We start from the raw sequence: 25283 nt of genomic DNA on the forward strand, positions 1-25283 counted from the left end.
CCTGTCATCCGAAAATCAGTACGAGAAGCGAGAAGACATGAAATCAATCCTCAAGCCGCTCCTGATGGTCGCAGCAATGGCGATGGGCATGACCGCGGCAGGCACGTTGCCGGCGCTGGCGCTCGTCGAGCTCAACGTCAACAAGGGCAACGTCGAGCCGCTGCCGATCGCCATCACGGATTTCCAGGGCGGCGACGCGCTTGGGGCGCAGATTTCGCAGATCGTCACCGCCGATTTGAAGCGTTCGGGTCTGTTCGCTCCGATCGACAAGAGCGCCTTTATCGAGAAAATCACCAACCCCGATGCAGCACCGCGCTTCGACGACTGGAAGGTGATCAACGCGCAGGCGCTGGTCACGGGCAGCGTCAGCAAGGAAGCCGACGGCCGCATCCGCGCCCAGTACCGGTTGTGGGATACCTTTGCCGGCCAGCAGATGGCTGGCGAGCAGTTCTTCGCCAACGATGCCAATCAGCGGCGTGTCGCCCATATCATCGCCGACGCCATCTATGAGCGGCTGACCGGCGAAAAAGGCTATTTCGACACCCGCGTCGTCTTCATCGACGAATCCGGCGCCAAGAATGCGCGCAAGAAGCGCCTCGCGATCATGGACCAGGACGGCGCCAATGTGCGCTATCTCTCGGACGGCAGGTCGATCGTGCTGACGCCGCGTTTCTCGCCGAACCGGCAGGAAATCACCTACATGTCTTATGAAAGCGGCCAGCCGCGGGTCTATCTGCTGCAGATCGAGACCGGCCAGCGCGAACTGGTCGGCAATTTCCCCGGCATGACCTTTGCGCCGCGCTTTTCGCCCGACGGCCAGAAGGTGATCATGAGCCTGCTGCGCGACGACGGCAATTCCAACATCTTCGCCATGGACCTGCGCAGCCGCTCGACGACGCGGCTGACCAACTCGACCGCCATCGACACCTCGCCGTCCTATTCGCCCGACGGCAGCAAGGTGGTGTTCACCTCCGACCGTGGCGGCCGCGCACAGATCTACGTGATGGGCGCCGACGGTTCGGGCCAGACCCGTATCTCCTTCGGCGACGGCGTCTATTCGACACCGGTATGGTCGCCGCGCGGCGACCTGATTGCCTTCACCAAGCAGACCGGCGGCGAATTCCAGATCGGGGTCATGAAGACCGATGGATCGGGTGAGCGCATCCTCTCCTCCGGCTTCCAGCAGGAGGGACCGACCTGGGCGCCGAATGGCCGCGTGCTGATGTTCTTCCGCGATTCCGCCGGTGGCCCCAAACTGGTTTCGGTCGATCTGACCGGACGCAACGAGCAATCGATCCCGACGGCGAACTTCGCTTCGGACCCTGCCTGGTCGCCGCTGCTGGAGTAAGAGACGAACTGAGGAACTGGGGAATTGAAGAACTGAAGAATGGAGAAGGCGGGCGGCCACATCAAGCGTGCGAAGGATCTAGAGGTTTATAAGCGCGCTTATGTGGTCTCTCTTGACGTGCATAAAGCTACGCTCGCCTTCCCGAAAATGGAGCAATACGCACTGGCTGATCAGTTGCGTCGCTCCAGCAAGGGAATCTGCGCCAATTTGGCTGAGGGATTTGCCAAGCAGACTCACTCCAAACCCAATTCGCGCGGTTCATTTCGATGGCAATGGGGTCATGCAGCGAAGTGGAGACGTGAATTTCCTATGCGTTCGACCTTGGATACATCAGCCAGGCACAACACGACGATTGGCTGCGATCCTATGACCATATCTACGGCATGCTGATCAATCTGAGAGAAAAGCTGAAGTGAATTCTCTCTTCAGTTCCTCAATTCCCCAACTCTTCAATTCCTCTTTTCCATCTCTTTGTCGCGTTTTGGCCGTATTTCCGCCTAGGGTCCGCGCCAACTGTGGCTCATGGCCAATGGCTGCGGACGGGCAGCTTAAACCAAAATTTAACCGTGTTTCTTGAATGCCGGTTAACCCAAACGTGGTTACTGGGTGATCAACGAAATCACTCAAATTAGACCACTCGAATTACGAAGGAGAGGCGGCATGGGCCGTATTGCAGCACTTACCAGAAACCCGGTCATGATCGCGCTGGTGGCGATGCTCGCCATCGCCGGTTGCGCCTCGAAAAAGACGCCGAACAACGCGGCCGATCTTGGCCTTAACGGCGCCGGCGCCGCAACACCCGGATCGGCGCAGGACTTCACCGTCAACATTGGCGACCGCATCTTCTTCGATACGGACTCGACCTCGATCCGTGCCGACGCGCAGACGACGCTCTCGCGCCAGGCACAGTGGCTGAACCAGTACAAGCAGTATGCCATCGTCGTCGAAGGCCATGCCGACGAACGCGGAACGCGCGAATACAATCTGGCGCTCGGCGCCCGCCGCGCAGCCGCTACCCGTGACTTCCTTGTCGCCAAGGGCGTCTCGGCCAGCCGTCTCAAGACCATTTCCTACGGCAAGGAACGTCCGGTCGCGGTTTGCGACGACATCTCTTGCTGGTCGCAGAATCGCCGCGCGGTCACTACGCTTAGCGGCGCTGGCTCCTGAGGCATCATGGACCGGCGCGTCAAAGGACGCGTGGCCGTCTAGCGGTAAAAATGCAACATACTCGTGCGAAAGGCGGCCTTGGGGCCGCCTTTTTCATATCCGGATGCCCGAAACAAAATTTGGCCGAAGTCTCGGCTCCTGCTATGAGCCGAGGGCGCTTGGCTGGTCCCATTCTGATTGGAAGGCGCGAACAAGCTAACGAAATCACTGCGAGAGGCACATGCATTTGAGATCGGTTCTGAGCGGCACGCTTGCGCTGCTGCTCCTATCAGGCGTCACCGCCCTGGCTAGCGGCACCGGGGCGAGCGGCACAGGGCAATCAACCGACAGCGGCTTTACCTTCCATCTTCCCAGTATCGAATTGCCCAGCTTTTTTGGTCAAAAGAAGAAACCGGACCAGGTTCAGCTGGTGCAGTCCGATCCTACCGCTGTCACCAGCCTGGAAGAGCAGCTGCGGCAGATGAACGGCAAGATCGAGGAACTCAATTTCCAGGTCCTGCAAATGCAGGAGCAGATCCGCAAGCAGCAGGAAGATAATGAATTTCGCTTCCAGCAGCTGGAAGGTGGCGGCACGCAAGGCGGACAGCCGCCGGCGCAGAAGAAATCGGACGCCACCACCGGCACCGACAACAACGTGGCGGCGGCCCCGGCAACACGGGCGCCGGCCGATGCCGGCGCCGAGCCCGCCAACGATCAATCGGCAGTCGGCAAGACGGTCGAGGACGTCATCGTCGAATCTCCGGATGGCGACCCCGGCAAGGTTATTCCCGGTACGGGAGCGCCGGAAAAGACCTTCGGCAGCATCACCGTCGACAAGAACGGCAATGTCATCGATGCCGGCGGCAACACACAATCGACCGCGCCGGCGCAGGATACCGCGCCAGTCGCCGGGGCGGCGCCCAAGGCCGGCAAATCCGATACGGTGGTCGCGGCGTTGCCCGCCACCAACAATCCGGAAGAGCTCTACCGCAACTCATACCAGTTCATCCTCTCGGGCGACTACGGCACCGCCGAGCAGGGTTTTCGCGACCACATCGCCCGCTTCCCCAAGGATGCGAAGGCCGCGGACGCGCATTACTGGCTGGGCGAGTCATTGCTCGGCCAGCAGAAATACCGCGATGCGGCCGAGACGTTCCTTGCCGCCAGCAAGGACTACCCCAAGGCCAAGAAAGCTCCCGACATGTTGCTGAAGCTCGGCGTGTCGCTGGTCGGCCTCAAGCAGCATGACGTTGCCTGCGCCACTTTCAGCGAGGTCGGCAAGCGCTACCCCGATATTTCCAGCGCGCTCAAGGAACGCGTCAAGCAGGAGAAGGCTCTGGCTGCCTGCTGATCCTTGTCATACATGTCGTTGTCCTGAAACCGGGATCACTTTTGGGCGACATGCATCATGCTCGACACCGAGCCGGACCTTTCGACTAACCCTTTTTCGCATATCGATTTTACCAGCGGCGCTGTTGCGGCCGTGTCCGGCGGCAGCGACTCGACCGCCCTGCTCCTTCTTCTCAAACACCATCTCGAACGTAGGGCGCCGGCAACCAGGCTGCTGGCGGTGACGATCGACCACGGTTTGCGGTCCGGTTCGGCTGCGGAAGCGCGAACAGTGGCGAAGCTGTGCGCCAGGCTCGGAATTTCACACCGCATCCTGACATGGTCGGGTCCAAAGCCATCGACCGGTCTGCCCGCCGCCGCTCGCGAGGCGCGCTACCGGCTGCTAGCCGAGGCGGCACAAGCGGAAGGCATCGGCATGATCCTCACCGGCCATACCGCCGACGACCAGGCGGAAACGGTGCTGATGCGGCACGCGCGGGACGCGGGCCAAGGCCATGCCGGCATGGCCGGCCGGGGACTTGCCGGCATGGCACCGGCCACCCTCTATGACTGGCGCATCTGGATCGTGCGGCCGCTCCTCGGCGTGCGGCGCGCGGTATTGCGCGACGTCCTGCGCCGTCAAAATGTCGGCTGGGCTGACGATCCGACCAATGTCGACGCGGCTTTCGAGCGGCCGCGTGTGCGGGCCGCACTTGCCGGCGAGAGTGTCGAGCATGTGAAGGGCATGTTGATGCTCGCGGGCCAGGCCGCCCTCGAGCGCAGGCAGCTTGGCGCCAGCGCAGCCGATTTGATCGATGGCTTCGCCAGCCAGCCAGCCATCGGCCTCATCCGCCTCGACCCGTGCCTGCTCTCCTCCGGTGACGAGCAGGCGGCCATCTATGCGTTGCGCATCCTTCTGGCCACGACCGGCGGGATTGCCTTCCTGCCGGATGAGGCCCGCAGCGAGGCTCTGTTCGGGCGGCTGAGGGCTGGATTTCTTTGCGCCACATTGTCGCGGACGGTTGTCGATTCCCGGCGCCCCGGCATATTCCTGCGCCGCGAGGCGCGCGGACTGCCCGCCGCCGCTGCCGCCACCGGCAGCACCCTGTGGGACGGCCGCCGGCACATCACATTGAACGACAGCAGCAGCGCATTGTTGATTGCCCCGTTAGGCACGGCAGCGGCGAAGCGGCTGGCGACCGGTGAAAGAAAAACCCCGTCGAGCCTGATGCGCGCCGCGCTCGCGGCCGAACCGGCGGTGTGGCAGGCCGCTGAATGCCTTGGTTTGCCTGGATATGGACTGAAGTCCGCGATGGTGGAAGCGCGGCCGGTCGTTGCCCCCTTCGGCCGCTTCCTGCCATCCTTCGACCTAGCGCCGGCGCGGGCCGTCGCCGGGCTGATTGGCGCGGCCCCGGTCCCGCCCTTGCCTTTCAGCGGCCACAGTGCCGGCTGAGGGTTGCGCGAAAGCTTAACCCAGACGTGCTGTTCTGCTTGGCAAGGGGGGACGCTCTCCCTATGTTAGGCGCAAGTTTCCTCTCATGACGCGTGTCCGCCTCGCGGACGCCAACGGGACAATTGATGAATCCGAACTATCGCAACCTCGCGCTCTGGGCGATCATAGCGGTCCTGCTCATAGCCCTGTTCAATCTGTTCCAGACGCCGCAGACGCGAGGGGCTTCCAGCGATGTGCCTTATTCGCAGTTCCTGCAGGATGTCGCGGCGGGGCGGGTCAAGACGGTGACCATTGCTGGCGCTCGTATCAGCGGCACCTACACCGACAATTCCAGCGGTTTCCAGACCTATTCGCCCGGCGATCCTTCGCTGGTCTCGCGGCTGCAGGACAAGAACGTCACCATCAATGCACGGCCTGAAACGGACGGTTCCAATTCGCTGTTCGGCTATTTGATCTCCTGGCTGCCGATGATCCTCATCCTCGGCGTCTGGATATTCTTCATGCGCCAGATGCAGTCCGGCTCCGGCCGCGCGATGGGCTTCGGCAAATCGAAGGCCAAGCTGCTCACCGAAGCGCATGGCCGCGTCACTTTCCAGGACGTTGCCGGCGTCGACGAAGCCAAGGAAGATCTGGAAGAGATCGTCGAGTTCCTGCGCGATCCGCAGAAGTTCCAGCGGCTCGGCGGCAAGATTCCGCGCGGCGTGCTGCTCGTCGGCCCTCCGGGAACCGGCAAGACGCTGCTCGCGCGCTCGGTTGCCGGCGAAGCCAATGTGCCGTTCTTCACCATTTCCGGTTCTGACTTCGTCGAGATGTTCGTCGGCGTCGGTGCAAGCCGCGTCCGCGACATGTTCGACCAGGCCAAGAAGAACGCGCCCTGCATCATCTTCATCGACGAAATCGACGCAGTCGGCCGTCATCGCGGCGCCGGACTCGGCGGCGGCAATGACGAACGCGAGCAGACGCTGAACCAGCTGCTGGTCGAGATGGACGGCTTCGAATCCAACGAAAGCATCATCCTGATCGCAGCCACCAACCGGCCCGACGTGCTCGATCCGGCGCTGCTCCGGCCAGGCCGCTTCGACCGCCAGGTCGTGGTGCCGAACCCTGACATCGTCGGCCGCGAGAAGATCCTCAAGGTGCATGTGCGCAACGTGCCGCTGGCGCCCAATGTCGACCTCAAGGTGATCGCGCGCGGCACGCCTGGCTTCTCCGGCGCCGACCTGATGAACCTCGTCAACGAATCCGCGCTGATGGCGGCACGACGCAACAAGCGCCTCGTCACCATGGCTGAATTCGAGGACGCCAAGGACAAGATCATGATGGGCGCCGAGCGCCGCTCGTCGGCCATGACGCAGGCCGAGAAGGAGCTGACCGCCTACCATGAGGCCGGCCACGCCATCCTCGCGCTCAACGTGCCGTCGGCCGATCCGCTGCACAAGGCCACCATCATCCCGCGCGGCCGTGCGCTCGGCATGGTCATGCAGTTGCCCGAAGGCGACCGCTATTCGATGAGCTACAAATACATGATCTCGCGGCTCGCCATCATGATGGGCGGCCGTGTCGCCGAGGAGTTCAAGTTCGGCAAGGAGAACATCACCTCCGGAGCTTCTTCGGATATCGAGCAGGCGACCAAGCTGGCGCGTGCCATGGTCACGCGCTGGGGCTTTTCCGACAAGCTCGGCCATGTCGCCTATGGCGACAACCAGGAAGAAGTGTTCCTTGGCCATTCGGTGGCGCGCACGCAGAACGTCTCGGAAGAAACGGCGCAGATCATCGACGCCGAAGTGCGCCGCCTGATCGATGAGGCCTATTCGTCGGCGAAGTCCATCCTGACCAAGAAGAAGAAGGAATGGATCGCGCTGGCGCAGGGCCTGCTGGAATACGAGACGCTGTCCGGCGAGGAGATCAAGCAGTTGATCGCCGGCCACAAGCCCGCACGCGACCTCGGCGACGATACGCCGCCAAGTCGTGGCTCGGCCGTGCCGAAGTCCGGCGGCCGCCGCAAGAAGGGTCCTGAGCCCGAAGGCGGTATGGAACCACAGCCGTCGAGCTGAGTTCGGCCACCGATTTCATCGAACGCCGCGGCTTGCTCCGCGGCGTTTTTTGTTTTTGGCGTTGGGGAGGAGTTGTCCGCGACCTCGCATCTGCGACGGTGACGATTGGCTCTAGGTGGTAGCCAATCTCCCCCACAAGGGGGAGATTGGTAACGTCGCCGCTGGCGTGCCCTCGAAGGCAACAAAAAGGCCCGCGAACCCTGCGGTTCGCAGGCCTTCTCTTCTTCAGATGTCTTGTCGCTCAGCTCTTCAGCTTGGCATTGCACAGGCTGTAATAACCGCCGCCCTTCTGGATCCAGCGAAGGCCGTTCAACGTGCCCGCGTCCTTGTTGCCATGGTAGCCCTGGAGACAGGTCTTCATGCGCGCCTTCGCGGGCTTTTCGGTCTTGAACTCGGCGGCCAGCGTGGTCGGAAATGTCACGCCCGCGGGCGCTACAGTGGGGGCGACCGCCGCGCTGGTTTCTTTTTTCGTCTGCGGCTCGGTTTTGACCGTATCCTCGCTGACACTGTCCGCTGCTGATGTCGCGCACTTCTCCTTGCGAAAAGCCGTCCAGTCCATGCCGTTCAGAGTGCCGCCTTCCTTGGCTGTTCGATAGGTCTCGCCGCATTCCTTCATCGTCAGTGCGCTTGCGGGGGCGACGCTCCAAGCGACAAATGCGGTCGCAGCCAATACCGCCAATTTCAAACCGTGCATAAGACCCTCCTGGTTGATAATAAGTTTGACGTCTTTTTGTATATGGTTTGTTCTCTATATGTTCAACCAGAATCTTTACGGACTACCGATGAGCTTGGCGGTGGGCAGTGTAGGCGAATTGATGATGCCGGCAGCCGGCGACATGCAGATGCGAGCAAGGCAGTGTGCGTCTTCGCGCAACAAAAAAGGCCCGCGCATCTTGCGATGCGCGGGCCTTTGTTTGGAGACTATGGCTAAGCGATCAGCCCTTCAGCTTGGCATTGCACAGGCTGTAGAAGCCGCCGCCCTTCTGGATCCACTTCAGGCCGCCGAGCGCGTTGGCGTCCTTGAGGACATAGTACTGGTCGAGGCAGGTGTGCATGCGGCCCTTTCCGGGGGTCTCGCTGGCATATTTCGCCGAGATCGCGGACGGGAACTTGACGCCCTTGGGCGCAGCCGTCGTCGGCTTCGCCGGCTCCTTGGTGTAGCTCGCCTCGTCGGCGGCCGGCACGGTGTCGTCATCCGAGGCGGCTGCGCCGCACTCGGTCTTGCGGAAGTCGTTCCACTTCATGCCGTTCAGCGTGTTGGCCGTCTTGGCGGCCTGATACTTGGTGCTGCATTCGGCCATGCTCAGACCCTTGCCGCCATTGTCTGCGGGAGCGGCGGGAGCCGCGGCGGCCTTGGTGGTCGCCGGCTTGGCGGCGGCAGCGGCGGATGCACCGGCGGCGCATTCGGATTTGCGGAAGTCGTTCCACTTCATGCCGTTCAGCGTGCCGGCAGCCTTCGCCGCCTGATACTTGGTGCTGCATTCCTTCGCCGTCAGGCCCTTGGCCGTGCTGTCGTCCGCCGCGGCAGCCTTCGTGGTGTCGGTCGCTTTCTTGGCATCGGCCGGCTTGGCGTCGGTCGTCGCTGCGGCGTCGGTGCCGCACTGAGCCTTGCGGAACTGGTTCCAGGTCGCTCCGGCCAGTGTCCCCGCATCCTTGGCGGCGTTATACTTCGTGCTGCACTCGGCCATCGTCAGTGCGTTGGCTGGCGCGGCCAGGAACAAGGTCGCGACGGCGAGGCCGGTCAAAGTGGCAAGTCGGTGGATGAGCATAGCGTTTCTCCGTTGCAGCAGCCCATGATACGTCCCTGCAAATCAATAACGCTCAACGGTCGGTTGCGCCAGATGCTAAGTGGCGTATATATCGCCGAAAATCGGCTTCTCCCGATAAGGTGATGAAATCGTTGTCCGTTGCCTGGTTCAGAGCAAGATTTTCCTGGTGCATCCGCGCTGAAAGGCTCGAATGACTTGAATATTGCAGCATGGCAGTCTGGGCATGTCAGGTTGCGGCCACGTTGTGTGCAGTGCACAACAATGGTTTTCTAAGGATTGGTAACGTATAATCACACAATGTGATCATAGCGCCCTGGCCACTTGTGGCATGACGTGCCGGGGAAGAAACGTCGAGGAAGCTGACTGGCATGGCAGGGAATTATTTCGGCACGGACGGCATTCGCGGACGCGCCAACAAGTTTCCGATGACCGCTGAAATCGCGATGCGGGTCGGCATGGCCGCCGGCCTTTCCTTCCAGCGCGGCAGCCATCGACATCGTGTCGTGCTCGGCAAGGACACCAGACTTTCCGGTTATATGATCGAGAATGCCATGGTCGCCGGTCTTTGTGCCGCCGGCATGGACGTGTTCCTGCTCGGCCCGATCCCGACGCCGGCTGTCGCCATGCTGGTGCGTTCGCTGCGCGCCGATATCGGCGTCATGATCTCGGCCTCGCACAACCCCTACTACGACAACGGCATCAAGCTGTTCGGACCCGACGGCTACAAGCTCTCCGACGAGATCGAGGAGCGCATCGAGAGCATGCTCGACAGGGATATCGAACTGGCGCTCGCCGATTCCGACGGGCTTGGCCGCGCCAAGCGCGTCGACGGCGTGCATGACCGCTACATCGAATTCGCCAAGCGCACCTTGCCGCGCTCGATGTCGCTCGCGGGCTTGAGGATCGTCGTCGATTGCGCCAATGGTGCGGCCTACAAGGTGGCGCCCGAGGCGCTGTGGGAACTGGGCGCCGAAGTCGTCTCCATCAATGTCGAGCCCAACGGCTTCAACATCAACAAGGAATGCGGCTCGACCCACCCGGCCGGCCTGCAAAAGAAGGTGCACGAAGTGCGCGCCGATATCGGCATCGCGCTCGACGGCGACGCCGATCGCGTCGTCATCGTCGATGAAAACGGCGCGATCGTCGATGGTGACCAGATCATGGCGCTGATCGCCGAATCCTGGCACCAGAGCGGGCGGCTTGCCGGCGGCGGTGTCGTCTCAACCGTCATGTCCAATCTGGGCCTCGAACGCTTCCTCGGCGACATGAAGCTGCAATTGCACCGCACCAAGGTCGGCGACCGTTATGTCGTCGAGCATATGCGCGCGCATGGCTTGAATGTCGGCGGCGAACAGTCGGGTCATATCGTGCTGTCCGACTTTTCGACCACCGGCGACGGCCTGGTTTCGGCGCTGCAGGTGCTGGCCTGCATCAAGCGGCAGGGCCGGCCGGTCAGCGAACTGTCGAAGAAATTCGAACCCGTGCCGCAACTCCTGAAGAACGTTCACATTTCCGGCGGCAAGCCGCTCGAGGAGGCGCCGGTCAAGGCCGCCATCGAAGACGCGCGTAACCGGCTCGGCAAGACCGGACGGCTGGTTATCCGGCCATCCGGGACAGAGCCGCTGATCCGCGTGATGGCCGAGGGCGACGACCCGCAACTGGTCGAGTCCGTGGTGAATGGCATCGTGGACATCATCTCGGAAACGCGCAGCGCCGCCTGACCCCCACAGCGCCCGGCAGGACGTCGTCGCCTGAACCTGTCCAAGGCCCGCCTTTCGGCGGGCTTTTTCTTGTCGGCTCCCAGTCTGTTCGCTGTTCGGAAATCTCGCGCCGGTTCCCAGAAGTTTCGAGATTCGTGGTTAAGCAACAGGGTTAAACGCCTTTTAACCTTTGCAATTCATTATCCACGACTGAAAGCCAATCGCATTTCGGGCGGGTTTGCCGTTCCGAGCTTCTCAGGGGTGACAAGCATGTTCAAGACAGCAAGAAAGGCCCTGCTCGCCTTACTGTTCGCAGGCCTGGCGGGGCCGTTGTTCGCGGCCGACCTGCCGGAACCGATCGTCGAAGAGGCTCCGCCTCAGGCCGTCTACGAGCAGCCGGTAGAAGTCGGCGGCTGGTATATCCGCGGCGACATCGACTATCACAAGTCGACCGTGCGCGGCATCGACTATATGACCTACACCATCGATCAATGTAATTGTACGGTCACGCCCGGCACCAGAAGTTTCGATTTCGGCAAGCTCAAGGGCGGGTTCTCGCTCGGTGCCGGCGTTGGTTACAAGATCAACGACCACTTCCGGACCGATTTGACCGCCGACTACTGGTTCAAGTCGAACTTCAACGGCGGCACCTCGGATATCAACGGAACATCGACCGAAGTGTCGAAGATGAGCGCCCTGCTGCTACTTGCCAACGCCTATGTCGATCTCGGCACCTATCACGGCATCACGCCTTACGTTGGCGCCGGCATCGGCGGCGCCCGCGTCAAGTGGGATGATGTCTACGACCCGAACACCACCGAGTTCAATCCCGGCAGATCAAGCTGGCGTTTCGCCTACGGTCTGATGGCCGGCGCTTCGTACTGCCTGACCGACAAGATCATTCTCGATGCCGGCTACCGCTTCTCCCATATCCAGGGCGGCCGCATGTTCGACTGGAACATCACCAGCTCCGGTCCCGGCTTCGATCGTGGCATCAACACACACGAAGTGCGCGGTGGCCTGCGTTACCAGTTCGGTGGCAACAACGGTTGCGCCGCGCCGGTCGTTGCCTACCAGCCCGAACCCGAGCCGATCTACACCAAGTAACTCCCCTATTGCTTGAATTTTCCACGAACCGCCCGGCCTCAAGCCGGGCGGTTTTCGTTTGGGCCATGAGCACTCGGAAATGAATTCGCTAACGGTCTGTTAGCCTTAACCGGCACTTAACCACTATGGTTAACAATGCTCCTTGAAACGATGGCTGCCGCTGCGATTGCGGGCTGCGCCAAATTCGGGAGTCGGGGACCATGAAACTTACATCGCGTATGGCGCTGGCGCTCGGTGCACTAGCCCTCCTGCCGCTGACGCCGGTGCACGCGGCCGACTACGATCCGCCGATCTATGTCGACCAGGCGCCCGACTACGTCCCGGTCGAGGTCGGCTCCGGCTGGTATCTGCGCGGTGATCTCGGCTATGCCTTCAACAAGCCCTATGAATTTTCGGAAACTCCGGCCGGTCTGGTTACGGATACCAGCCCGCTGTCTGGTTCGATAGGTATGGGCTACCATTTCAACGATTACTTCCGTGGTGAATTGAATTTCGGTCTGCTGCCGACAAGCAAATTCGCCAGCAAATTCGACAGTACTTGCGATGGAACGCAGACGGTGACTGTCACCAGCGGTGGCAGCACAAGCGCGTTCGCCGGCCCAAGCACCCGTGGATGCGAAGGCTCCAACGACGGCAACAACAAGGCCTACGATGTGATGGCCAGCGCCTTTGTCGACCTGGGCACTTATGTCGGCTTCACGCCCTATGTCGGAGGCGGTGTCGGCATAGCGTACAGCACCTACAAGTACGCTCAAGGCGCTCGCAACTGTCAGAATTCATCGACAACATCAGGTACAACCACGACCATCTTTGAATGCGACGATCCAAACGGCTATGATGGGACGACGCAGTCGGAGAAGCAGTTCAGCTTCGCCTATACGCTCGGCGCCGGCTTTGCTTATCAGGTCAGCAAGAATGTTGCAGTCGATGTCGGCTATCAATACACGGCTCTGCCTTCCGCGAAATACGTGACAGCAGACGCTGTCGGCAACCCTGAGTTCAAAAAGGGGCTCGATTATCATCAGGTCAAGGTCGGGCTACGCTACGATCTCTGGTAGGCGCGGCGAGTACGAGGACCAGGACGGCGGATCTTTCGGGGTCCGCCGTTTGCGTTTGAAGTCACGACATCCTGATCAGGATCGCCGGTATCCCGGCAACGACAAAAACTTTCCTCTTGACGCCTGAAGCCCGAACGAATATCGCCGTCCGTGGGCCACCCCTCCCCAACGAGGGGCCACTATCTGGAAGGATAGACCACGATGACGACGCATACGAAGCCCGGACTCCGTCCGGCAAACCCCAATTTCTCCTCAGGTCCCTGCGCAAAGCGCCCCGGCTGGTCGGTCGAGGCGCTGAAGGCTGCCGCGCTCGGCCGTTCCCACCGCGCCAAGATCGGCAGGACCAAGCTCGAACAGGCGATCGAGCTGACGCGGGAGATTCTCCAGGTCCCGGCGGGTTACCGCATCGGCATCGTGCCGGCGTCGGACACCGGTGCGGTCGAGATGGCGCTGTGGTCGCTGCTCGGCGAGCGCGGTGTCGACATGGTCGCCTGGGAGAGCTTTGGCTCCGGCTGGGTCACCGACGTGGTCAAGCAATTGAAGCTCGCCGACGTGCGCAAGATCGAAGCCGGCTACGGCGAGCTGCCTGATCTCACCAAGATCGATTTCGACCGCGATGTGGTGTTCACCTGGAACGGCACCACGTCGGGCGTTCGCGTGCCGAACGGCGATTTCATTCCCGCGGACCGCAAGGGCCTGACCGTCTGCGATGCGACTTCCGCCGCATTCGCGCAGAGGCTCGACTTCGAAAAACTCGATGTCGTCACTTTCTCCTGGCAAAAGGTGCTGGGCGGCGAGGGCGCTCACGGCATGCTGATCCTGTCGCCTCGCGCCGTCGAGCGGCTGGAAACCTACAAGCCCTCATGGCCGCTGCCGAAAATTTTCCGCCTGACCTCAGGCGGCAAGCTGATCGAAGGTATCTTCAAGGGCGAGACCATCAACACGCCCTCAATGCTGTGCGTCGAGGATTACCTCGATGCGCTCAACTGGGCGAAGTCGACCGGCGGCCTCGACGCGCTGATCGCCAGGGCGGATGCCAATGCGGCCGTCCTCGATCGCTTTGTCGGCAAGTCCTCCTGGCTCGGTCATCTCGCCGTCCAGCCGGCGACACGGTCGAACACGTCCGTCTGCCTGTCCTTCACCGATCCGGACGTGTCCGCGCTCGATGCCGACGGGCAGGCGGCCTTCGCCAAGGGGCTGGTGTCGGTGCTCGACAAGGAAGGCGTCGCCTATGATATCGGTGCCTATCGCGACGCACCGCCCGGCCTGCGCATCTGGTGCGGCGCGACGGTCGAGACGTCGGATCTCGAAGCGCTGCTGCCCTGGCTCGACTGGGCATTCGCCGCACAGAAGGCGTCGCTCAAAGCGGCGGCCTGAGATCGTTCGCGGCGGCCTTCGGGCCGCCCACTCCCATCAGGATCAAATCCATTTCAAGGAGGCCGCCATGGCGCCCCGCGTTCTCGTCTCAGACAAACTCTCCCCCACCGCCGTGCAAATCTTCAAGGATCGTGGCGTCGAGGTCGACTATCTGCCCGATCTCGGCAAGGACAAGGATAAGCTCGCCGAAGTGATCGGCCAGTATGATGGCCTCGCCATCCGCTCGGCGACCAAGGTCACCGAAAAGCTGATCAACGCCGCTACCAATCTCAAAGTCATCGGCCGCGCCGGCATCGGCGTCGACAATGTCGATATCCCGGCGGCAAGCCGCAAGGGCATCATCGTGATGAACACGCCCTTCGGCAACTCGATCACCACAGCCGAACATGCGGTGGCGATGATCTTTGCGCTGGCGCGCCAGATCCCTGAAGCCAACGCCTCGACCCATGCCGGCAAATGGGAAAAGAACCGCTTCATGGGCGTCGAGATCACCGGCAAGACGCTGGGCGTCATCGGCTGCGGCAACATCGGTTCGATCGTCGCGACGCGCGGCGTTGGCCTCAAGATGCACGTCATCGCCTTCGATCCGTTCCTGTCGGACAGCCGTGCCGAGGAGCTTGGCGTCGACAAGGTCGAGCTCGACGAGCTGTTCGCCCGCGCCGATTTCATCACCCTGCACACGCCGCTGACCGACAAGACGCGCAACATCATCGATGCCGCGGCGATCGCCAAGATGAAGAAGGGCGTGCGCATCATCAATTGCGCACGCGGCGGTCTGATCGTCGAGGCCGATCTGGTCGCAGCGCTGAAGAGCGGCAAGGTGGCCGGCGCCGGCGTCGACGTCTTCGAGGTCGAACCGGCCGCGAACAACGAACTGTTCGGCATGGAGAATGTGGTGGCGACGCCGCATCTCGGCGCCTCGACGACGGAGGCCCAGGAGAATGTCGCGCTGCAGGTTGCCGAGCAGATGGCCGACTATCTGATCAAGGGCGCCGTCTCCAACGCCATCAACATGCCGTCGATCACCGCCGAGGAGGCGCCGCGGCTGAAGCCGTTCGTCAAGCTCGCCGAGGTGCTCGGCGCCTTTGTCGGCCAGGTCACCGAGGATCCGATCAAGGAGGTGGAGATCCTGTTCGACGGCTCGACCGCGACGATGAACACGCGCGCGCTGATCAGTGCAGCACTCGCCGGGCTGATCCGGCCTCAGGTCTCGGACGTCAACATGGTGTCGGCGCCGATCATGGTGAAGGAGCGCGGCATCATCGTGGCCGAGGTCAAGCGCGACAAGTCGGGCGTGTTCGACGGCTATATCAAGCTGACGGTGAAGACCGAGCACATGACGCGCTCGATCGCCGGCACATGCTTCTCGGATGGCAAGCCACGCTTCATCCAGATCAAGGGCATCAACCTCGATGCCGAGGTCGGCCAGCACATGCTCTACACCACCAATGCGGACGCGCCGGGCATCATCGGCCTGCTCGGCACCGTCTGCGGCGAGAATGGCGTCAACATCGCCAACTTCCAGCTCGGCCGCAACCGGCCGGGCGGCGATGCCATAGCGCTGCTCTATCTCGACGCGCCGTTCCCGGAAGCCGTGCTGGAAAAGGTCAAGGCGCACAAGTCGATCGACTCGGCCAAGCGGCTGCAGTTCGACGTCAACGCGATGTGATTGAGGACAGGCGGTCGCCGACCCACCTCGTTGACGCCGGCCGCCGCGGCGGCCGGTTCATGTCAACTCATCCGAGCCATCGGAGACACCCACGCGATGTCGGTAGACCAGTTCCCAGCCCTTCCAGCCCGTAAACAGCAAGATGAGAACCACGATCAGCGATAGGACGATGCCGGTTGGCATCACGGCCGCCGCTCCGCCGGCATACCGCGAGTACCAGTTGTAAAGCTCGATCAACACGACGAGCACATTGCCGCCGGCATGGAGCCATGCCGTCGTGAGATTGCGGACCTGAACATCGCCGAGAACATCCGTCAAGCCAGCAAGCGCAGCCAGGGCAGCCATGATCAGGCCTGCGCCGAGAAGCCAAAGCGACCCGGTGACCCATCCGGGATCGGCTGTTCGCCAGAAGATAAGGTCGCAAACGAAGGTGCCGACAAAAAAGGCAATCGGAAACGGAATCAGCATCGGGTGGATAGGGTGACCAGCAATGCTTGCCGTGCTGCGAGGGTTGTGGCTCATCATGTCGCCTCCCTGGCGTTCAAACTCCGCTGGAGGTGAAATGTTCCAAGTAGGGGACGCGGCAGGATTCATGCCGCTGTTTCCGCGCCATTGGCGAAGTCCAGGCCGTTCGCGTTGCCGCGACGGCGGAGGGCGTCAGCCGCCAAATGTCATCCGCGGTGGTCCGCCATTGCCATCTTGCGCCCGCTGTATTCGGCAAGCCCGATGCCGCCCAGCACGAGCACCAAGGCCAGCGCCTGATAGAGCTGGAACGTCTCGCCGACGATCAGCACCGACAGCAGCGTGCCGAAGATCGGCACCAGATTGATGAACAGGCCGGCGCGGTTGGCGCCGATCAGCTCGTTGCCCCTGATGTAGAAGATCTGCGAAACGACCGAGGCGCCGATCGCCGTATAGACGATGACGGTCCAGCCGCGCGCGTCGGGCATGATGACCTTGCCGGCGAGGACCTCCCACAGGAAGAACGGCAACGAGGTGACGAGTGCCGAAAACGACAGGGCCAGCATCAGGCTCTGCCAGTGCATCACCGGCTTCAGCCGCAACCCCACCGAATAGCCGCTGTAGAGAAAGACGGCGACCAGCATGATGGCGTCACCGAAATTGAGTTCCAGCGTCAACAGCCGGCGCGGGTCGCCATGGCAGGCGGTGAGGATCACGCCGGCGATGGTCAGCACGACGCCGACAATCTGCGCCCAGTTCACGCGCAGGCGGAAGAAGACGAAATTGGCAGTCATGATCAGGATCGGCATCGCCGCCTGTTCGATCGAGACATTGATCGCTGTCGTGTAGTTGAGCGCCGTGTAGAAGATGGTGTTGAACAGGGTGAAGCCGCTGGCGCCGAGGGCGACCAGCACGAACCAGTGCTTGCGGACCATCGGCCAGTCCTTCTGGATGGTCTTCCAGCCGATGGGCAGCATGATCGCCACGGCCAGCACCCAGCGCAGGAAGACCAGCGTCATCGGCGAGACGTGATCGACCGCCAGCTTGCCGGCCACCGAATTTCCACCCCAAAGCAAGGTGGTGAGCAGCAGGAATATGTAGGCGCTTCGATGCATCGCGGGATTCCAGTCGCCGGAGCTGCGGTGTTTGCCGGCCTATTGCCCTCGCTCGCCCAAGTAAATGATGTCAAAGCCGAAAATTGTTGTGCCTCAGGGCATTTTCGACGGCAAAGAAAGGTCGCGCTCGCGAGGTCTTGACGTTATAGAGGCCTGTCGTTTCGAACCATATTCAAGCCGCTTGGCGGCGTCTCAAGGGAAAAGAAACATGGCCAATGTGGTGGTCGTCGGCTCGCAGTGGGGTGACGAAGGCAAGGGCAAGATCGTCGACTGGCTGTCGGAGCGCGCCGATGTCGTGGTGCGTTTCCAGGGCGGCCACAATGCCGGCCATACGCTGGTCGTCGACGGCAAGATCTACAAGCTGTCGTTGCTTCCGTCGGGCGTCGTGCGCCAGGGCAAGCTGTCCATCATCGGCAATGGCGTCGTGTTCGACCCGCACGCTTTCGTCGCCGAGGTGGCAAAACTCAAGGCGCAAGGTGTCGAAGTGGCGCCGGATCGCCTGAAAATAGCCGAAAACACAGCGCTTATCCTGTCCCTGCATCGAGAGCTGGACGGATTTCGTGAGGACGCCGCATCCAATTCCGGGACGAAGATTGGCACGACCCGTCGCGGCATCGGCCCCGCCTATGAGGACAAGGTGGGCCGGCGCGCGGTCAGGGTGATGGATTTGGCGGATTTGGAAACACTGCCCTTGAAAGTCGACAGGCTGCTGACGCACCACAATGCGCTGCGTCGCGGGCTTGGTCATGCGGAAGTCACGCATGACGCGATCATGCAGGAACTAACCTCGGTCGCCGACGACATCCTGCCCTATATGGACCGGGTCTGGAAGATCCTCGACGACAAGCGCCGGGCTGGCGAGCGCATCCTGTTCGAGGGCGCGCAGGGCACACTGCTCGATATCGACCACGGCACCTATCCGTTCGTGACCTCGTCGAACACGGTTGCCGGACAGGCTGCCGCCGGCTCCGGCGTTGGCCCGGGCGCCATCGGCTATGTGCTCGGCATCACCAAGGCCTATACGACACGCGTCGGCGAGGGTCCGTTCCCGACCGAGCAGAAGAACGAGGTCGGCGAATTCCTCGGCACGCGCGGCCATGAATTCGGCGTCGTCACCGGTCGCAAGCGCCGCTGCGGCTGGTTCGACGCGGTGCTGGTGCGCCAGGCCGTCGCGGTCAACGGCATCAAGGGCATCGCGCTGACCAAGCTCGACGTGCTTGACGGGCTGGACGAGATCAAGGTCTGCACCGGTTACCGTCTCGACGGCGAGATGATCGATTATCTGCCGGCCAGCCAGGGCGCGCAGGCACGTGTCGAACCGGTCTACGAGACGCTCGAGGGCTGGAAAGGCACCACTGCCGGCGCGCGCAGCTGGAATGATCTGCCGGCCCAGGCGGTCAAGTATGTCCGCTACATCGAGGAGCTCATCGGCGCACCGGTCGCGCTCCTTTCCACCAGCCCGGAACGCGACGACACGATACTTGTGACCGATCCGTTTCAAGACTAGTTTCTGAAGCCTTTCCGGGCATCGCGGCTGATTTGCGGGGGCCGACGCGGAAGCAAAATACAGGTCGACTGAAGCATGGCAGATTTCGTTGCTATTCTGAAAAACGCGCTCGACAAGCATGGCGACGAGACGCCGGAAAAGCGTACGCGCATCTATGCCAGCGTTCGCACCATGCTGGCGAAGAAGCTTGGTGAACGTTCGCCGCCGTGGGCTCCCGAAGCCATAGCCACGCAGATGCGTTCGCTGGAAGACGCCATTACAAGCGTCGAGCGCGATTATGCCAAGAGCGTGCCGGAGACCGACCCGCTCGCGGAGCTGGAACACATCTTTTCGTCGATCGATCGCAACAAGAACCAGCCAAGCCATACGAGGCAGCCGGCGAAGGCGGAATCGGCCTGGCCGGCACCGCCCGTCGCCAAGCCCGAGCCCTATCAACCCGCGCCGCCGCCTGCCGCCAAGGTCGAGCCAAGCTGGCAAAGATCGACGCCGGCGCCTGCCCAGCCGGCTCGCGCCGACACGCCTCTTCCAGGCATGAACGCCGAGGAGGCGGACGACGAGGCCGATGTCTTTTCCAGCAACGAAGACAATGAAGAGCCGGTACAGGACACCTTCCAGCGCCTGCGTCCCGCCGAGCGCAAGCGCAGCTATGGCGGGCTGATCGCGGCCGTCGTCGCACTGCTGGTCGTTGCCGGCGGCGGCTACGGCATCTGGCTGAACAAGGACGCCTTCGGCAAGATGCTGGGGCTTGGCGGCAATCAGGTAGCGAAAACCGAACCCGTGAAGCCGGCGCCGGCCAAGCCGGCAACCGATGCCGCGGCAGCGCCGCCGGCGCCCGCGGCTGGCGGCACGGAAGCCGAAAGCACGAAATTCACCCAGCGGCTGACACCGCAGGGTGGTGAAGTCGACCCGGGTCCGGCCGGTGGCCAAAGCGGCATCGGCGAAGGCGAATCGGTCGCGGCGCTGACCACCCCGCCCTCGGCCACGAACGCACCGGCGATTTCCGCACCGGCCGCCGGTACGCCTGCCGCGACTACGCCTCCGGCGACAGATGCCGCCCCCGCAACGCCGCCTGCCAACGGAGCAGCGCCTGCAGCGCCGGCCGGTGCTGCCGGCACGCCGCCAGCACCGGCAGGTGCCGCGCCGCCCGCGCCGGCGGCTGCGCCTGCGGAAGCCGCTCTGCCTGTCGGCCAGAAGGCGATCTTCTATGAGGAGCGCACCAGCACCGCCCAGGGCTCCGCCGAGCCCGGCAACATCGTCTGGTCGCTGGTGCAGGAATCGCCCGGTGGCGACCTGCCGCCGGAGCCGGCGATCCGCGCCGAGGCGACCATTCCCGGCAAGGACATCCAGTTGCGCATGACCATCCGCCGCAACACCGACCAGACGCTGCCGGCCAGCCACATCATCGAGATGATCTTCCTGACGCCCGACGGTTTCGAGGGCGGCGGTGTCGACAACATCCTGCGCGTTGCCATGAAGGCTTCGGAGCAGGATGCCGGCAGCCCGCTGATCGGCATTCCGGCCAAGATTGCCGACGGCTTCTTCCTCGTTGCGCTCAACGACACCAAGGCCGACGAAGACGCCAACATGACCTTGTTGCGCGGCCAGGACTGGATCGACGTGCCGGTGGTCTACAAGACCGGACGGCGGGCGTTGCTGACCATGGAAAAGGGCATTCCCGGAGAGAAGGTGTTCGACGAGGCAATCAAGGCCTGGCAGGCCAAGACGGCAGGCTGAGAACGCTGTAGCCGCCGTTCAGAAGCCCTGGAACAGCATGTCGAGCGCAGCGACGATGTCGTCGTGGTGCTTGATCAGGTTCAGCCGACTTTCGCCTAATTCGCTGGCCGAAACGGTGGCAACCAGGTGTGTTGCCATAACGAGCTTTCGACCGTTGATCTCAAAAATCGGATGAAGCTTTCGCATCGGCGGTGGCACTATTGCGACCGGCAGAAGCGGCACGACCACCCGCGTCTTGAAATTGTCGAGCAGCTCTGACTGAACGTCGAGCAAATAGCTGCCTTCGATGCGACCGGCGAAGACATCATAGCGGGGCATCAGAACTGCCGGTACTCTTCCAGCGGGATGCCATGTTTCTCGATATAGTCGTTCCACGCGTCCATCGTGGCGCGGTTCTCAAGCTTCCACAGTCGCGTTTTTTCGGCAGCCACCGCCTCCGCGATGCCGGCCTCCGCAGCGCGCGAGACATTCACGTCAAGTCCCTTGGCTTCCCTCATGAGGTTCGAATCGATCGACAGATTTGCTGGCTGACGGGTCGCACTCAAGGCAATTTTGCGCATAATAGCCTCCGCAACATGCGCATAATATATGCGCATTTCTGTATGGAGGCAATCAGGCGGTTCTAGCTGCAGGTAGGGGCGCTCGGCCCCTTTCGCTATGGCTCCGGGCGTTCGTCGCTTCAATCGACAAATCGTCGTCGATTGATCGGCCTACGGCCGAAACACTCCTCACCCCTCCATCTCCTCGCGCAACATCTCCAGTTCCAGCCATTCTTCCTCGAGCGCGGCCAGCGTGGCGCGCTCCTTGTCGAGGGCGGCGATGGTTTTCTGGAACGAGGCCGGATCGCGCTCGTAATAGGCCGGATCGGCGATGTTGTTCTCCAGCCGCGAGATAGAGGCCATCACAGCTTCGATTTTCTTCGGCAGGGATTCCAGTGCGAATTTCTGCTTGAACGACAGTTTCTTCGCCGGCACTTTTGGCGCGGCGGCTTCGCTCTTGCCTGACGCGGGCGCCTCGCCATTTTCGGCTCTCGCCCGCGCCTTGCGGTCGTCCAGCTTCGTGCCGCCGCGCTGCGCCAGCATGTCGGAGTAGCCACCGGCATATTCGATCCAGCGGCCTTCACCATCCGGCGCGATCAGGCTGGTCACGGTGCGGTCGAGGAAATCGCGGTCGTGGCTGACCAGGATGACGGTGCCGGCGAAACCGGCGACCAGTTCCTGCAGCAGTTCAAGCGTCTCCATGTCGAGATCGTTGGTCGGCTCATCGAGCACCAGAAGGTTTGCGGGCCGCGCCAGCACGCGCGCCAGCAAGAGCCGCGCCCGCTCGCCGCCGGACAACTCGCGCACCGGCGTGCGCGCCTGCTCGGGCTTGAACAGGAAATCCTTCATGTAGGAGACCACGTGGCGCTGCTCGCCATTGATGACGAGGTTCTCGCCGCGCCCATCGGTGAGATATTGTGCCAGCGTCTCCTGCGGGTCGACCGCCTCGCGCTTCTGGTCGAGCGTGGCGATCTCCAGATTGGTGCCGAGCCGCACCGAGCCGGCGTCCGGCTTCATCTCGCCGGTCAGCATCTTCAAGAGCGTGGTCTTGCCGGCGCCGTTCGGCCCGACCAGGCCAACGCGATCGCCACGCTGGATGCGGGTCGAAAACGCCTTGACCACGGTGAGATCGCCAAAGCTCTTTTCGATGTTTTTCGCCTCGATCACCAGCTTGCCGGACTCGGTGGCGTCGCTCGCCACCATGGTCGCCGACCCTTCGGCTCCGCGATGACCGCGAAAACGCTGACGCATGGTCTGCAACTCGCCGAGCCGGCGCATGTTGCGCTTGCGCCGCGCCGTCACGCCGTAGCGCAGCCAATGCTCTTCGCGAACGATCTGGCGGCCGAGCTTGTGCTGCTCGCGTTCTTCTTCCTCCAGAACCAGGTCGCGCCATTCCTCGAAATGGCCGAAGCCCTTGTCCAGCCTGCGGGTCTGGCCGCGATCGAGCCAGACCGTGGCGCGCGACACGCGTTCGAGGAAGCGGCGGTCGTGCGAGATGACGATCAGCGCCGAGGAGGTGCGGATGAGTTCTTCTTCCAGCCATTCGATGACCGAGAGGTCGAGATGGTTGGTCGGCTCATCGAGCAGCAGGATATCGGGCTCCGGCGCCATGACGCGGGCAAGGGCGGCGCGCCTCGCCTCGCCGCCCGACAGGTCGTTCGGACGTTCCTCACCCGACAGGCCGAGATGCTCCATCAGATAGCTGGCGCGGTAGGGATCGTCGGCGGGGCCAAGCCCGGCCTCGACATAGGCGCGGACAGTGGCAAAACCTTCCATGTCGGGCATCTGCGGCAAATAGCGGACGGTCGCCGAAGGCTGGCGGAACACTTCGCCGTCCTGCGGCTCGATCAGGCCGGCGGCGATCTTCAGCAGGGTCGACTTGCCGGACCCGTTGCGGCCGACCAGCGCGATCTTGTCGCCGGCCGAAGCCGTCAAGGCGGCGCCATCGAGCAGCGGCGTGCCGCCGAAGGTCAGTTTTATCCCGTCGAGGTTGAGAAGGGGCGGGGCCATGTCAGCTTTCAGGTAAGGGATAGGGATGAGCGAGCAGCATCGCGCGGCCATGGCCGAGCGCGATTTCGAGGCGGCCCCCGGTCTTGTCGGACTTGACCTCGTTGGAAATGGTCAGCGACGAACCGAACGCCACCTTGACGTGAGCGAGCGGCCATTTGGCGCCGGTGACGGTCAGGCCGTCGAGCTCGGAAAAGCCGAGCACCGAAAACAGCGTGCCGTCGGCATAGTCGAAGCCGGCCGTTCCGCGCAGCAGGGGGATGCCTTCCTGAGCGCCGCTGGTCAAAAGCACGTCCGTTCCAGCCTCCGCCAGCCGCAGGGCGAGCGACAGATGCAGAAAAGCGTGGTCGGCGCGCTTGCCGCCAAAGGCGCCAGCCAGCACCAGGCGGGTCGCGCCGCGCTCCAGTGCCGCGGCGACGGCAAGTTCGCCATCGGTCTGGTCCTTTTCCGCCGGGAAGGTCCGGCGCGGCACGGAAGCGAGATCGTCCGGCAGGTTGGCCGGCACCGAATCGAAATCACCCACCCACAGCTCCGGCACGAGACCCAGCAACCGCGCATGACCGATGCCGGCGTCGGCGGCGATGACGCGGGAGCCTTTGACCTGACGGTCGAGCCGTGGCGTACGGATGAGATCGCCGCCAAGCAGGATGGTGAATGTGCTCATATCGTGTGGCCCTTACCAGCCCGGCACGGGAAACGGAAGGCGGCAAACTCCCGCTTGCATGGCGGATCGGCCCGGCCTATGTGTCGAAACGCTCTAACGGGGTGCCGGACGCGATCTTCGCGGACCGGCTGAGAGGCAGTCTCGCCAACCCGCTGAACCTGATCCGGTTTGTACCGGCGGAGGGATTAGACGTTTCGGACAGTCCGACGCCTCAATTCCTTTCAATTCAAACGAAGGAGGCGCCGATGCGCACGCTTTTATACGCTCTTGTTTCAGCAACGGTCGTGGCCTTGTCCGGGCCCGCCTTGGCCAAGGACAAGCTCACCGTCTACACCTATGAGAGTTTCACCGCCGACTGGGGTCCGGGTCCCGTGGTGAAGAAGGAGTTCGAGGCCGAATGCGGCTGCGACGTCGACTTCGTCTCGGTCGCCGATGGCGTCGCGCTGCTCAACCGCGTCAGATTGGAAGGCGCATCGACCAAGGCCGATATCGTGCTTGGCCTGGATACCAATCTCACCGCCGATGCCAAGGCGTCAGGCTTGTTCGCGCCGCATGGCGCGGTGACGGATGTCAGTGTGCCGGGCGGCTGGAGCGACGACACTTTTGTCCCCTTCGACTACGGCTATTTCGCTGTCGTCTACGACACGCAGAAGATGAAGACGCCGCCGAAGAGCCTGAAGGAGCTGATCGAAGGCAGTGCCAACGACAAGATCGTCATCCAGGATCCGCGCACCTCGACGCCAGGCCTCGGCCTGCTTCTTTGGGTCAAGTCGGTCTATGGCGACAAGGCACCCGAGGCCTGGGCCAAGCTCAAGGCCAAGGTGCTGACCGTGACGCCGGGCTGGAGCGAGGCCTATGGGCTGTTCACCAAGGGCGAGGCGCCGATGGTGCTGTCCTACACGACGTCGCCAGCCTACCACATGGTCGCCGAGAACACGGAGCGCTACCAGGCGGCCTCCTTCGAGGAGGGCGAGTATCTGCAGATCGAGGTGGCGGGTATCACCACGACAGGAGCCAAGAATCCGCTGGCGGCCAAGTTCATGGCCTTCATGACCGGGCCGAAATTCCAGGATGCCATCCCCGAGACCAACTGGATGTTCCCGGCAGGCAAGACCGACAAGCCGCTCAATTCGGCCTTCGACAAACTGGTCAAGCCAACGAAGACCTTGCTGTTCAGCCCGCAAGAGGTCTCTGCCAACCGCAAGGCCTGGGTCGATGAATGGCTGGCGGCGATGAGCAAGTAGG

22 protein-coding genes and 1 riboswitch are annotated in these 25283 nt (G+C 62.6%); of the genes, 14 read left to right on the forward strand and 8 right to left on the reverse strand.

Annotation, left to right across the window (positions count from 1 at the left end):
• The first annotated feature begins 37 nt into the window (after window positions 1-37).
• From tolB to ftsH, 6 genes are all read left to right on the forward strand, one after another.
• Window positions 38-1348 carry a Tol-Pal system beta propeller repeat protein TolB gene (gene tolB / locus A9K65_RS06640; protein ID WP_013529148.1) on the forward strand — a complete coding sequence of 437 codons (1311 nt, stop codon included), beginning with the start codon at window positions 38-40 and terminating at the stop codon, window positions 1346-1348.
• A 39-nt stretch (window positions 1349-1387) separates the two neighbouring features.
• Complete coding sequence (locus A9K65_RS06645; RefSeq protein ID WP_245321992.1) at window positions 1388-1738, forward strand: four helix bundle protein; 351 nt, start codon at window positions 1388-1390, stop codon at window positions 1736-1738.
• Window positions 1739-2008: 270 nt separating this feature from the next.
• Window positions 2009-2515, forward strand: coding sequence for a peptidoglycan-associated lipoprotein Pal (gene pal, locus A9K65_RS06650; RefSeq protein ID WP_013529149.1), 507 nt, complete (start codon window positions 2009-2011; stop codon window positions 2513-2515).
• A gap of 220 nt (window positions 2516-2735) precedes the next feature.
• The gene (gene ybgF / locus A9K65_RS06655; RefSeq protein ID WP_064995909.1) at window positions 2736-3845 is read left to right on the forward strand and encodes a tol-pal system protein YbgF; all 1110 of its coding nucleotides are present in this window, start codon (window positions 2736-2738) and stop codon (window positions 3843-3845) included.
• Window positions 3846-3902: 57 nt separating this feature from the next.
• On the forward strand, window positions 3903-5276 hold the full coding sequence (gene tilS, locus A9K65_RS06660) for a tRNA lysidine(34) synthetase TilS (RefSeq protein ID WP_064995908.1): 1374 nt from the start codon (window positions 3903-3905) through the stop codon (window positions 5274-5276).
• A 125-nt stretch (window positions 5277-5401) separates the two neighbouring features.
• Window positions 5402-7330, forward strand: a complete 1929-nt coding sequence (ftsH, locus tag A9K65_RS06665) for an ATP-dependent zinc metalloprotease FtsH (RefSeq protein ID WP_013529152.1) — start codon at window positions 5402-5404, stop codon at window positions 7328-7330.
• Window positions 7331-7571: 241 nt separating this feature from the next.
• Here ftsH and A9K65_RS06670 read toward each other — a convergent pair whose 3' ends face one another.
• The gene (locus A9K65_RS06670) at window positions 7572-8024 is read right to left on the reverse strand and encodes a hypothetical protein (protein WP_013529153.1); all 453 of its coding nucleotides are present in this window, start codon (window positions 8022-8024) and stop codon (window positions 7572-7574) included.
• 241 nt (window positions 8025-8265) lie between these two features.
• Window positions 8266-9099, reverse strand: a complete 834-nt coding sequence (locus A9K65_RS06675; protein WP_064995907.1) for a hypothetical protein — start codon at window positions 9097-9099, stop codon at window positions 8266-8268.
• Between the two features lie 368 nt (window positions 9100-9467).
• Between A9K65_RS06675 and glmM the strand changes: the two genes are divergently transcribed.
• The 5 genes from glmM (at window position 9468) to serA (ending at window position 16010) form a co-directional block, all read left to right on the forward strand.
• Window positions 9468-10820 (forward strand): phosphoglucosamine mutase, encoded by a 1353-nt coding sequence (glmM, locus tag A9K65_RS06680; RefSeq protein WP_064995906.1) that lies wholly within the window; start codon window positions 9468-9470, stop codon window positions 10818-10820.
• 249 nt (window positions 10821-11069) lie between these two features.
• Window positions 11070-11906 carry an outer membrane protein gene (locus A9K65_RS06685; RefSeq protein ID WP_027162513.1) on the forward strand — a complete coding sequence of 279 codons (837 nt, stop codon included), beginning with the start codon at window positions 11070-11072 and terminating at the stop codon, window positions 11904-11906.
• 218 nt (window positions 11907-12124) lie between these two features.
• Complete coding sequence (locus tag A9K65_RS06690; protein ID WP_318011902.1) at window positions 12125-12964, forward strand: outer membrane beta-barrel protein; 840 nt, start codon at window positions 12125-12127, stop codon at window positions 12962-12964.
• Window positions 12965-13165: 201 nt separating this feature from the next.
• Window positions 13166-14341: a phosphoserine transaminase gene (locus A9K65_RS06695; RefSeq protein WP_064995905.1), complete on the forward strand. Its 1176-nt coding sequence runs from the start codon at window positions 13166-13168 to the stop codon at window positions 14339-14341.
• A 67-nt stretch (window positions 14342-14408) separates the two neighbouring features.
• On the forward strand, window positions 14409-16010 hold the full coding sequence (serA, locus tag A9K65_RS06700) for a phosphoglycerate dehydrogenase (RefSeq protein ID WP_013529159.1): 1602 nt from the start codon (window positions 14409-14411) through the stop codon (window positions 16008-16010).
• Between the two features lie 57 nt (window positions 16011-16067).
• On the opposite strand, the gene A9K65_RS06705 is transcribed toward serA, so the two are convergent.
• Together A9K65_RS06705 and A9K65_RS06710 are read right to left on the reverse strand one after the other, a co-directional pair.
• Complete coding sequence (locus A9K65_RS06705; protein ID WP_013529160.1) at window positions 16068-16532, reverse strand: DUF2231 domain-containing protein; 465 nt, start codon at window positions 16530-16532, stop codon at window positions 16068-16070.
• Window positions 16533-16681: 149 nt separating this feature from the next.
• On the reverse strand, window positions 16682-17587 hold the full coding sequence (locus A9K65_RS06710; RefSeq protein ID WP_064995904.1) for a DMT family transporter: 906 nt from the start codon (window positions 17585-17587) through the stop codon (window positions 16682-16684).
• A gap of 208 nt (window positions 17588-17795) precedes the next feature.
• Between A9K65_RS06710 and A9K65_RS06715 the strand changes: the two genes are divergently transcribed.
• Entirely contained in the window at window positions 17796-19094 is a 1299-nt protein-coding gene (locus tag A9K65_RS06715; RefSeq protein WP_064995903.1) for an adenylosuccinate synthase, read from the forward strand.
• A gap of 75 nt (window positions 19095-19169) precedes the next feature.
• Window positions 19170-20828 carry a hypothetical protein gene (locus tag A9K65_RS06720; RefSeq protein ID WP_013529163.1) on the forward strand — a complete coding sequence of 553 codons (1659 nt, stop codon included), beginning with the start codon at window positions 19170-19172 and terminating at the stop codon, window positions 20826-20828.
• 18 nt (window positions 20829-20846) lie between these two features.
• Here A9K65_RS06720 and A9K65_RS06725 read toward each other — a convergent pair whose 3' ends face one another.
• From A9K65_RS06725 to A9K65_RS06740, 4 genes are all read right to left on the reverse strand, one after another.
• A complete protein-coding gene (locus tag A9K65_RS06725; protein ID WP_064995902.1) occupies window positions 20847-21146 on the reverse strand; it encodes a CcdB family protein in 300 nt (99 codons plus the stop codon).
• Complete coding sequence (locus tag A9K65_RS06730; protein ID WP_063170355.1) at window positions 21146-21388, reverse strand: type II toxin-antitoxin system CcdA family antitoxin; 243 nt, start codon at window positions 21386-21388, stop codon at window positions 21146-21148. Before A9K65_RS06730 ends, A9K65_RS06725 begins: the two co-directional genes overlap by 1 nt.
• 168 nt (window positions 21389-21556) lie before the next feature.
• Window positions 21557-23377 (reverse strand): ABC-F family ATP-binding cassette domain-containing protein, encoded by a 1821-nt coding sequence (locus tag A9K65_RS06735; protein ID WP_013529166.1) that lies wholly within the window; start codon window positions 23375-23377, stop codon window positions 21557-21559.
• 1 nt (window position 23378) lies between these two features.
• The gene (locus A9K65_RS06740) at window positions 23379-24038 is read right to left on the reverse strand and encodes a thiamine diphosphokinase (protein WP_027162509.1); all 660 of its coding nucleotides are present in this window, start codon (window positions 24036-24038) and stop codon (window positions 23379-23381) included.
• 87 nt (window positions 24039-24125) lie between these two features.
• A riboswitch (TPP riboswitch) is annotated at window positions 24126-24240 on the forward strand.
• Between the two features lie 43 nt (window positions 24241-24283).
• Between A9K65_RS06740 and thiB the strand changes: the two genes are divergently transcribed.
• A complete protein-coding gene (thiB, locus tag A9K65_RS06745; protein WP_064995901.1) occupies window positions 24284-25282 on the forward strand; it encodes a thiamine ABC transporter substrate binding subunit in 999 nt (332 codons plus the stop codon).
• Window position 25283: the final 1 nt, after the last annotated feature.

This window comes from Mesorhizobium sp. WSM1497 (assembly GCF_001672455.2).
GTDB lineage: Bacteria > Pseudomonadota > Alphaproteobacteria > Rhizobiales > Rhizobiaceae > Mesorhizobium > Mesorhizobium ciceri.

Bases quoted from the DNA above. Each gene is read 5' to 3' on its own strand.
- tolB (WP_013529148.1), top strand. From the start codon at position 38: ATGAAATCAATCCTCAAGCCGCTCCTGATGGTCGCAGCAATGGCGATG.
- A9K65_RS06645 (WP_245321992.1), top strand. From the start codon at position 1,388: ATGGAGAAGGCGGGCGGCCACATCAAGCGTGCGAAGGATCTAGAGGTT.
- pal (WP_013529149.1), top strand. From the start codon at position 2,009: ATGGGCCGTATTGCAGCACTTACCAGAAACCCGGTCATGATCGCGCTG.
- ybgF (WP_064995909.1), top strand. From the start codon at position 2,736: ATGCATTTGAGATCGGTTCTGAGCGGCACGCTTGCGCTGCTGCTCCTA.
- tilS (WP_064995908.1), top strand. From the start codon at position 3,903: ATGCTCGACACCGAGCCGGACCTTTCGACTAACCCTTTTTCGCATATC.
- ftsH (WP_013529152.1), top strand. From the start codon at position 5,402: ATGAATCCGAACTATCGCAACCTCGCGCTCTGGGCGATCATAGCGGTC.
- A9K65_RS06670 (WP_013529153.1), bottom strand. From the start codon at position 8,024: ATGCACGGTTTGAAATTGGCGGTATTGGCTGCGACCGCATTTGTCGCT.
- A9K65_RS06675 (WP_064995907.1), bottom strand. From the start codon at position 9,099: ATGCTCATCCACCGACTTGCCACTTTGACCGGCCTCGCCGTCGCGACC.
- glmM (WP_064995906.1), top strand. From the start codon at position 9,468: ATGGCAGGGAATTATTTCGGCACGGACGGCATTCGCGGACGCGCCAAC.
- A9K65_RS06685 (WP_027162513.1), top strand. From the start codon at position 11,070: ATGTTCAAGACAGCAAGAAAGGCCCTGCTCGCCTTACTGTTCGCAGGC.
- A9K65_RS06690 (WP_318011902.1), top strand. From the start codon at position 12,125: ATGGCGCTGGCGCTCGGTGCACTAGCCCTCCTGCCGCTGACGCCGGTG.
- A9K65_RS06695 (WP_064995905.1), top strand. From the start codon at position 13,166: ATGACGACGCATACGAAGCCCGGACTCCGTCCGGCAAACCCCAATTTC.
- serA (WP_013529159.1), top strand. From the start codon at position 14,409: ATGGCGCCCCGCGTTCTCGTCTCAGACAAACTCTCCCCCACCGCCGTG.
- A9K65_RS06705 (WP_013529160.1), bottom strand. From the start codon at position 16,532: ATGAGCCACAACCCTCGCAGCACGGCAAGCATTGCTGGTCACCCTATC.
- A9K65_RS06710 (WP_064995904.1), bottom strand. From the start codon at position 17,587: ATGCATCGAAGCGCCTACATATTCCTGCTGCTCACCACCTTGCTTTGG.
- A9K65_RS06715 (WP_064995903.1), top strand. From the start codon at position 17,796: ATGGCCAATGTGGTGGTCGTCGGCTCGCAGTGGGGTGACGAAGGCAAG.
- A9K65_RS06720 (WP_013529163.1), top strand. From the start codon at position 19,170: ATGGCAGATTTCGTTGCTATTCTGAAAAACGCGCTCGACAAGCATGGC.
- A9K65_RS06725 (WP_064995902.1), bottom strand. From the start codon at position 21,146: ATGCCCCGCTATGATGTCTTCGCCGGTCGCATCGAAGGCAGCTATTTG.
- A9K65_RS06730 (WP_063170355.1), bottom strand. From the start codon at position 21,388: ATGCGCAAAATTGCCTTGAGTGCGACCCGTCAGCCAGCAAATCTGTCG.
- A9K65_RS06735 (WP_013529166.1), bottom strand. From the start codon at position 23,377: ATGGCCCCGCCCCTTCTCAACCTCGACGGGATAAAACTGACCTTCGGC.
- A9K65_RS06740 (WP_027162509.1), bottom strand. From the start codon at position 24,038: ATGAGCACATTCACCATCCTGCTTGGCGGCGATCTCATCCGTACGCCA.
- thiB (WP_064995901.1), top strand. From the start codon at position 24,284: ATGCGCACGCTTTTATACGCTCTTGTTTCAGCAACGGTCGTGGCCTTG.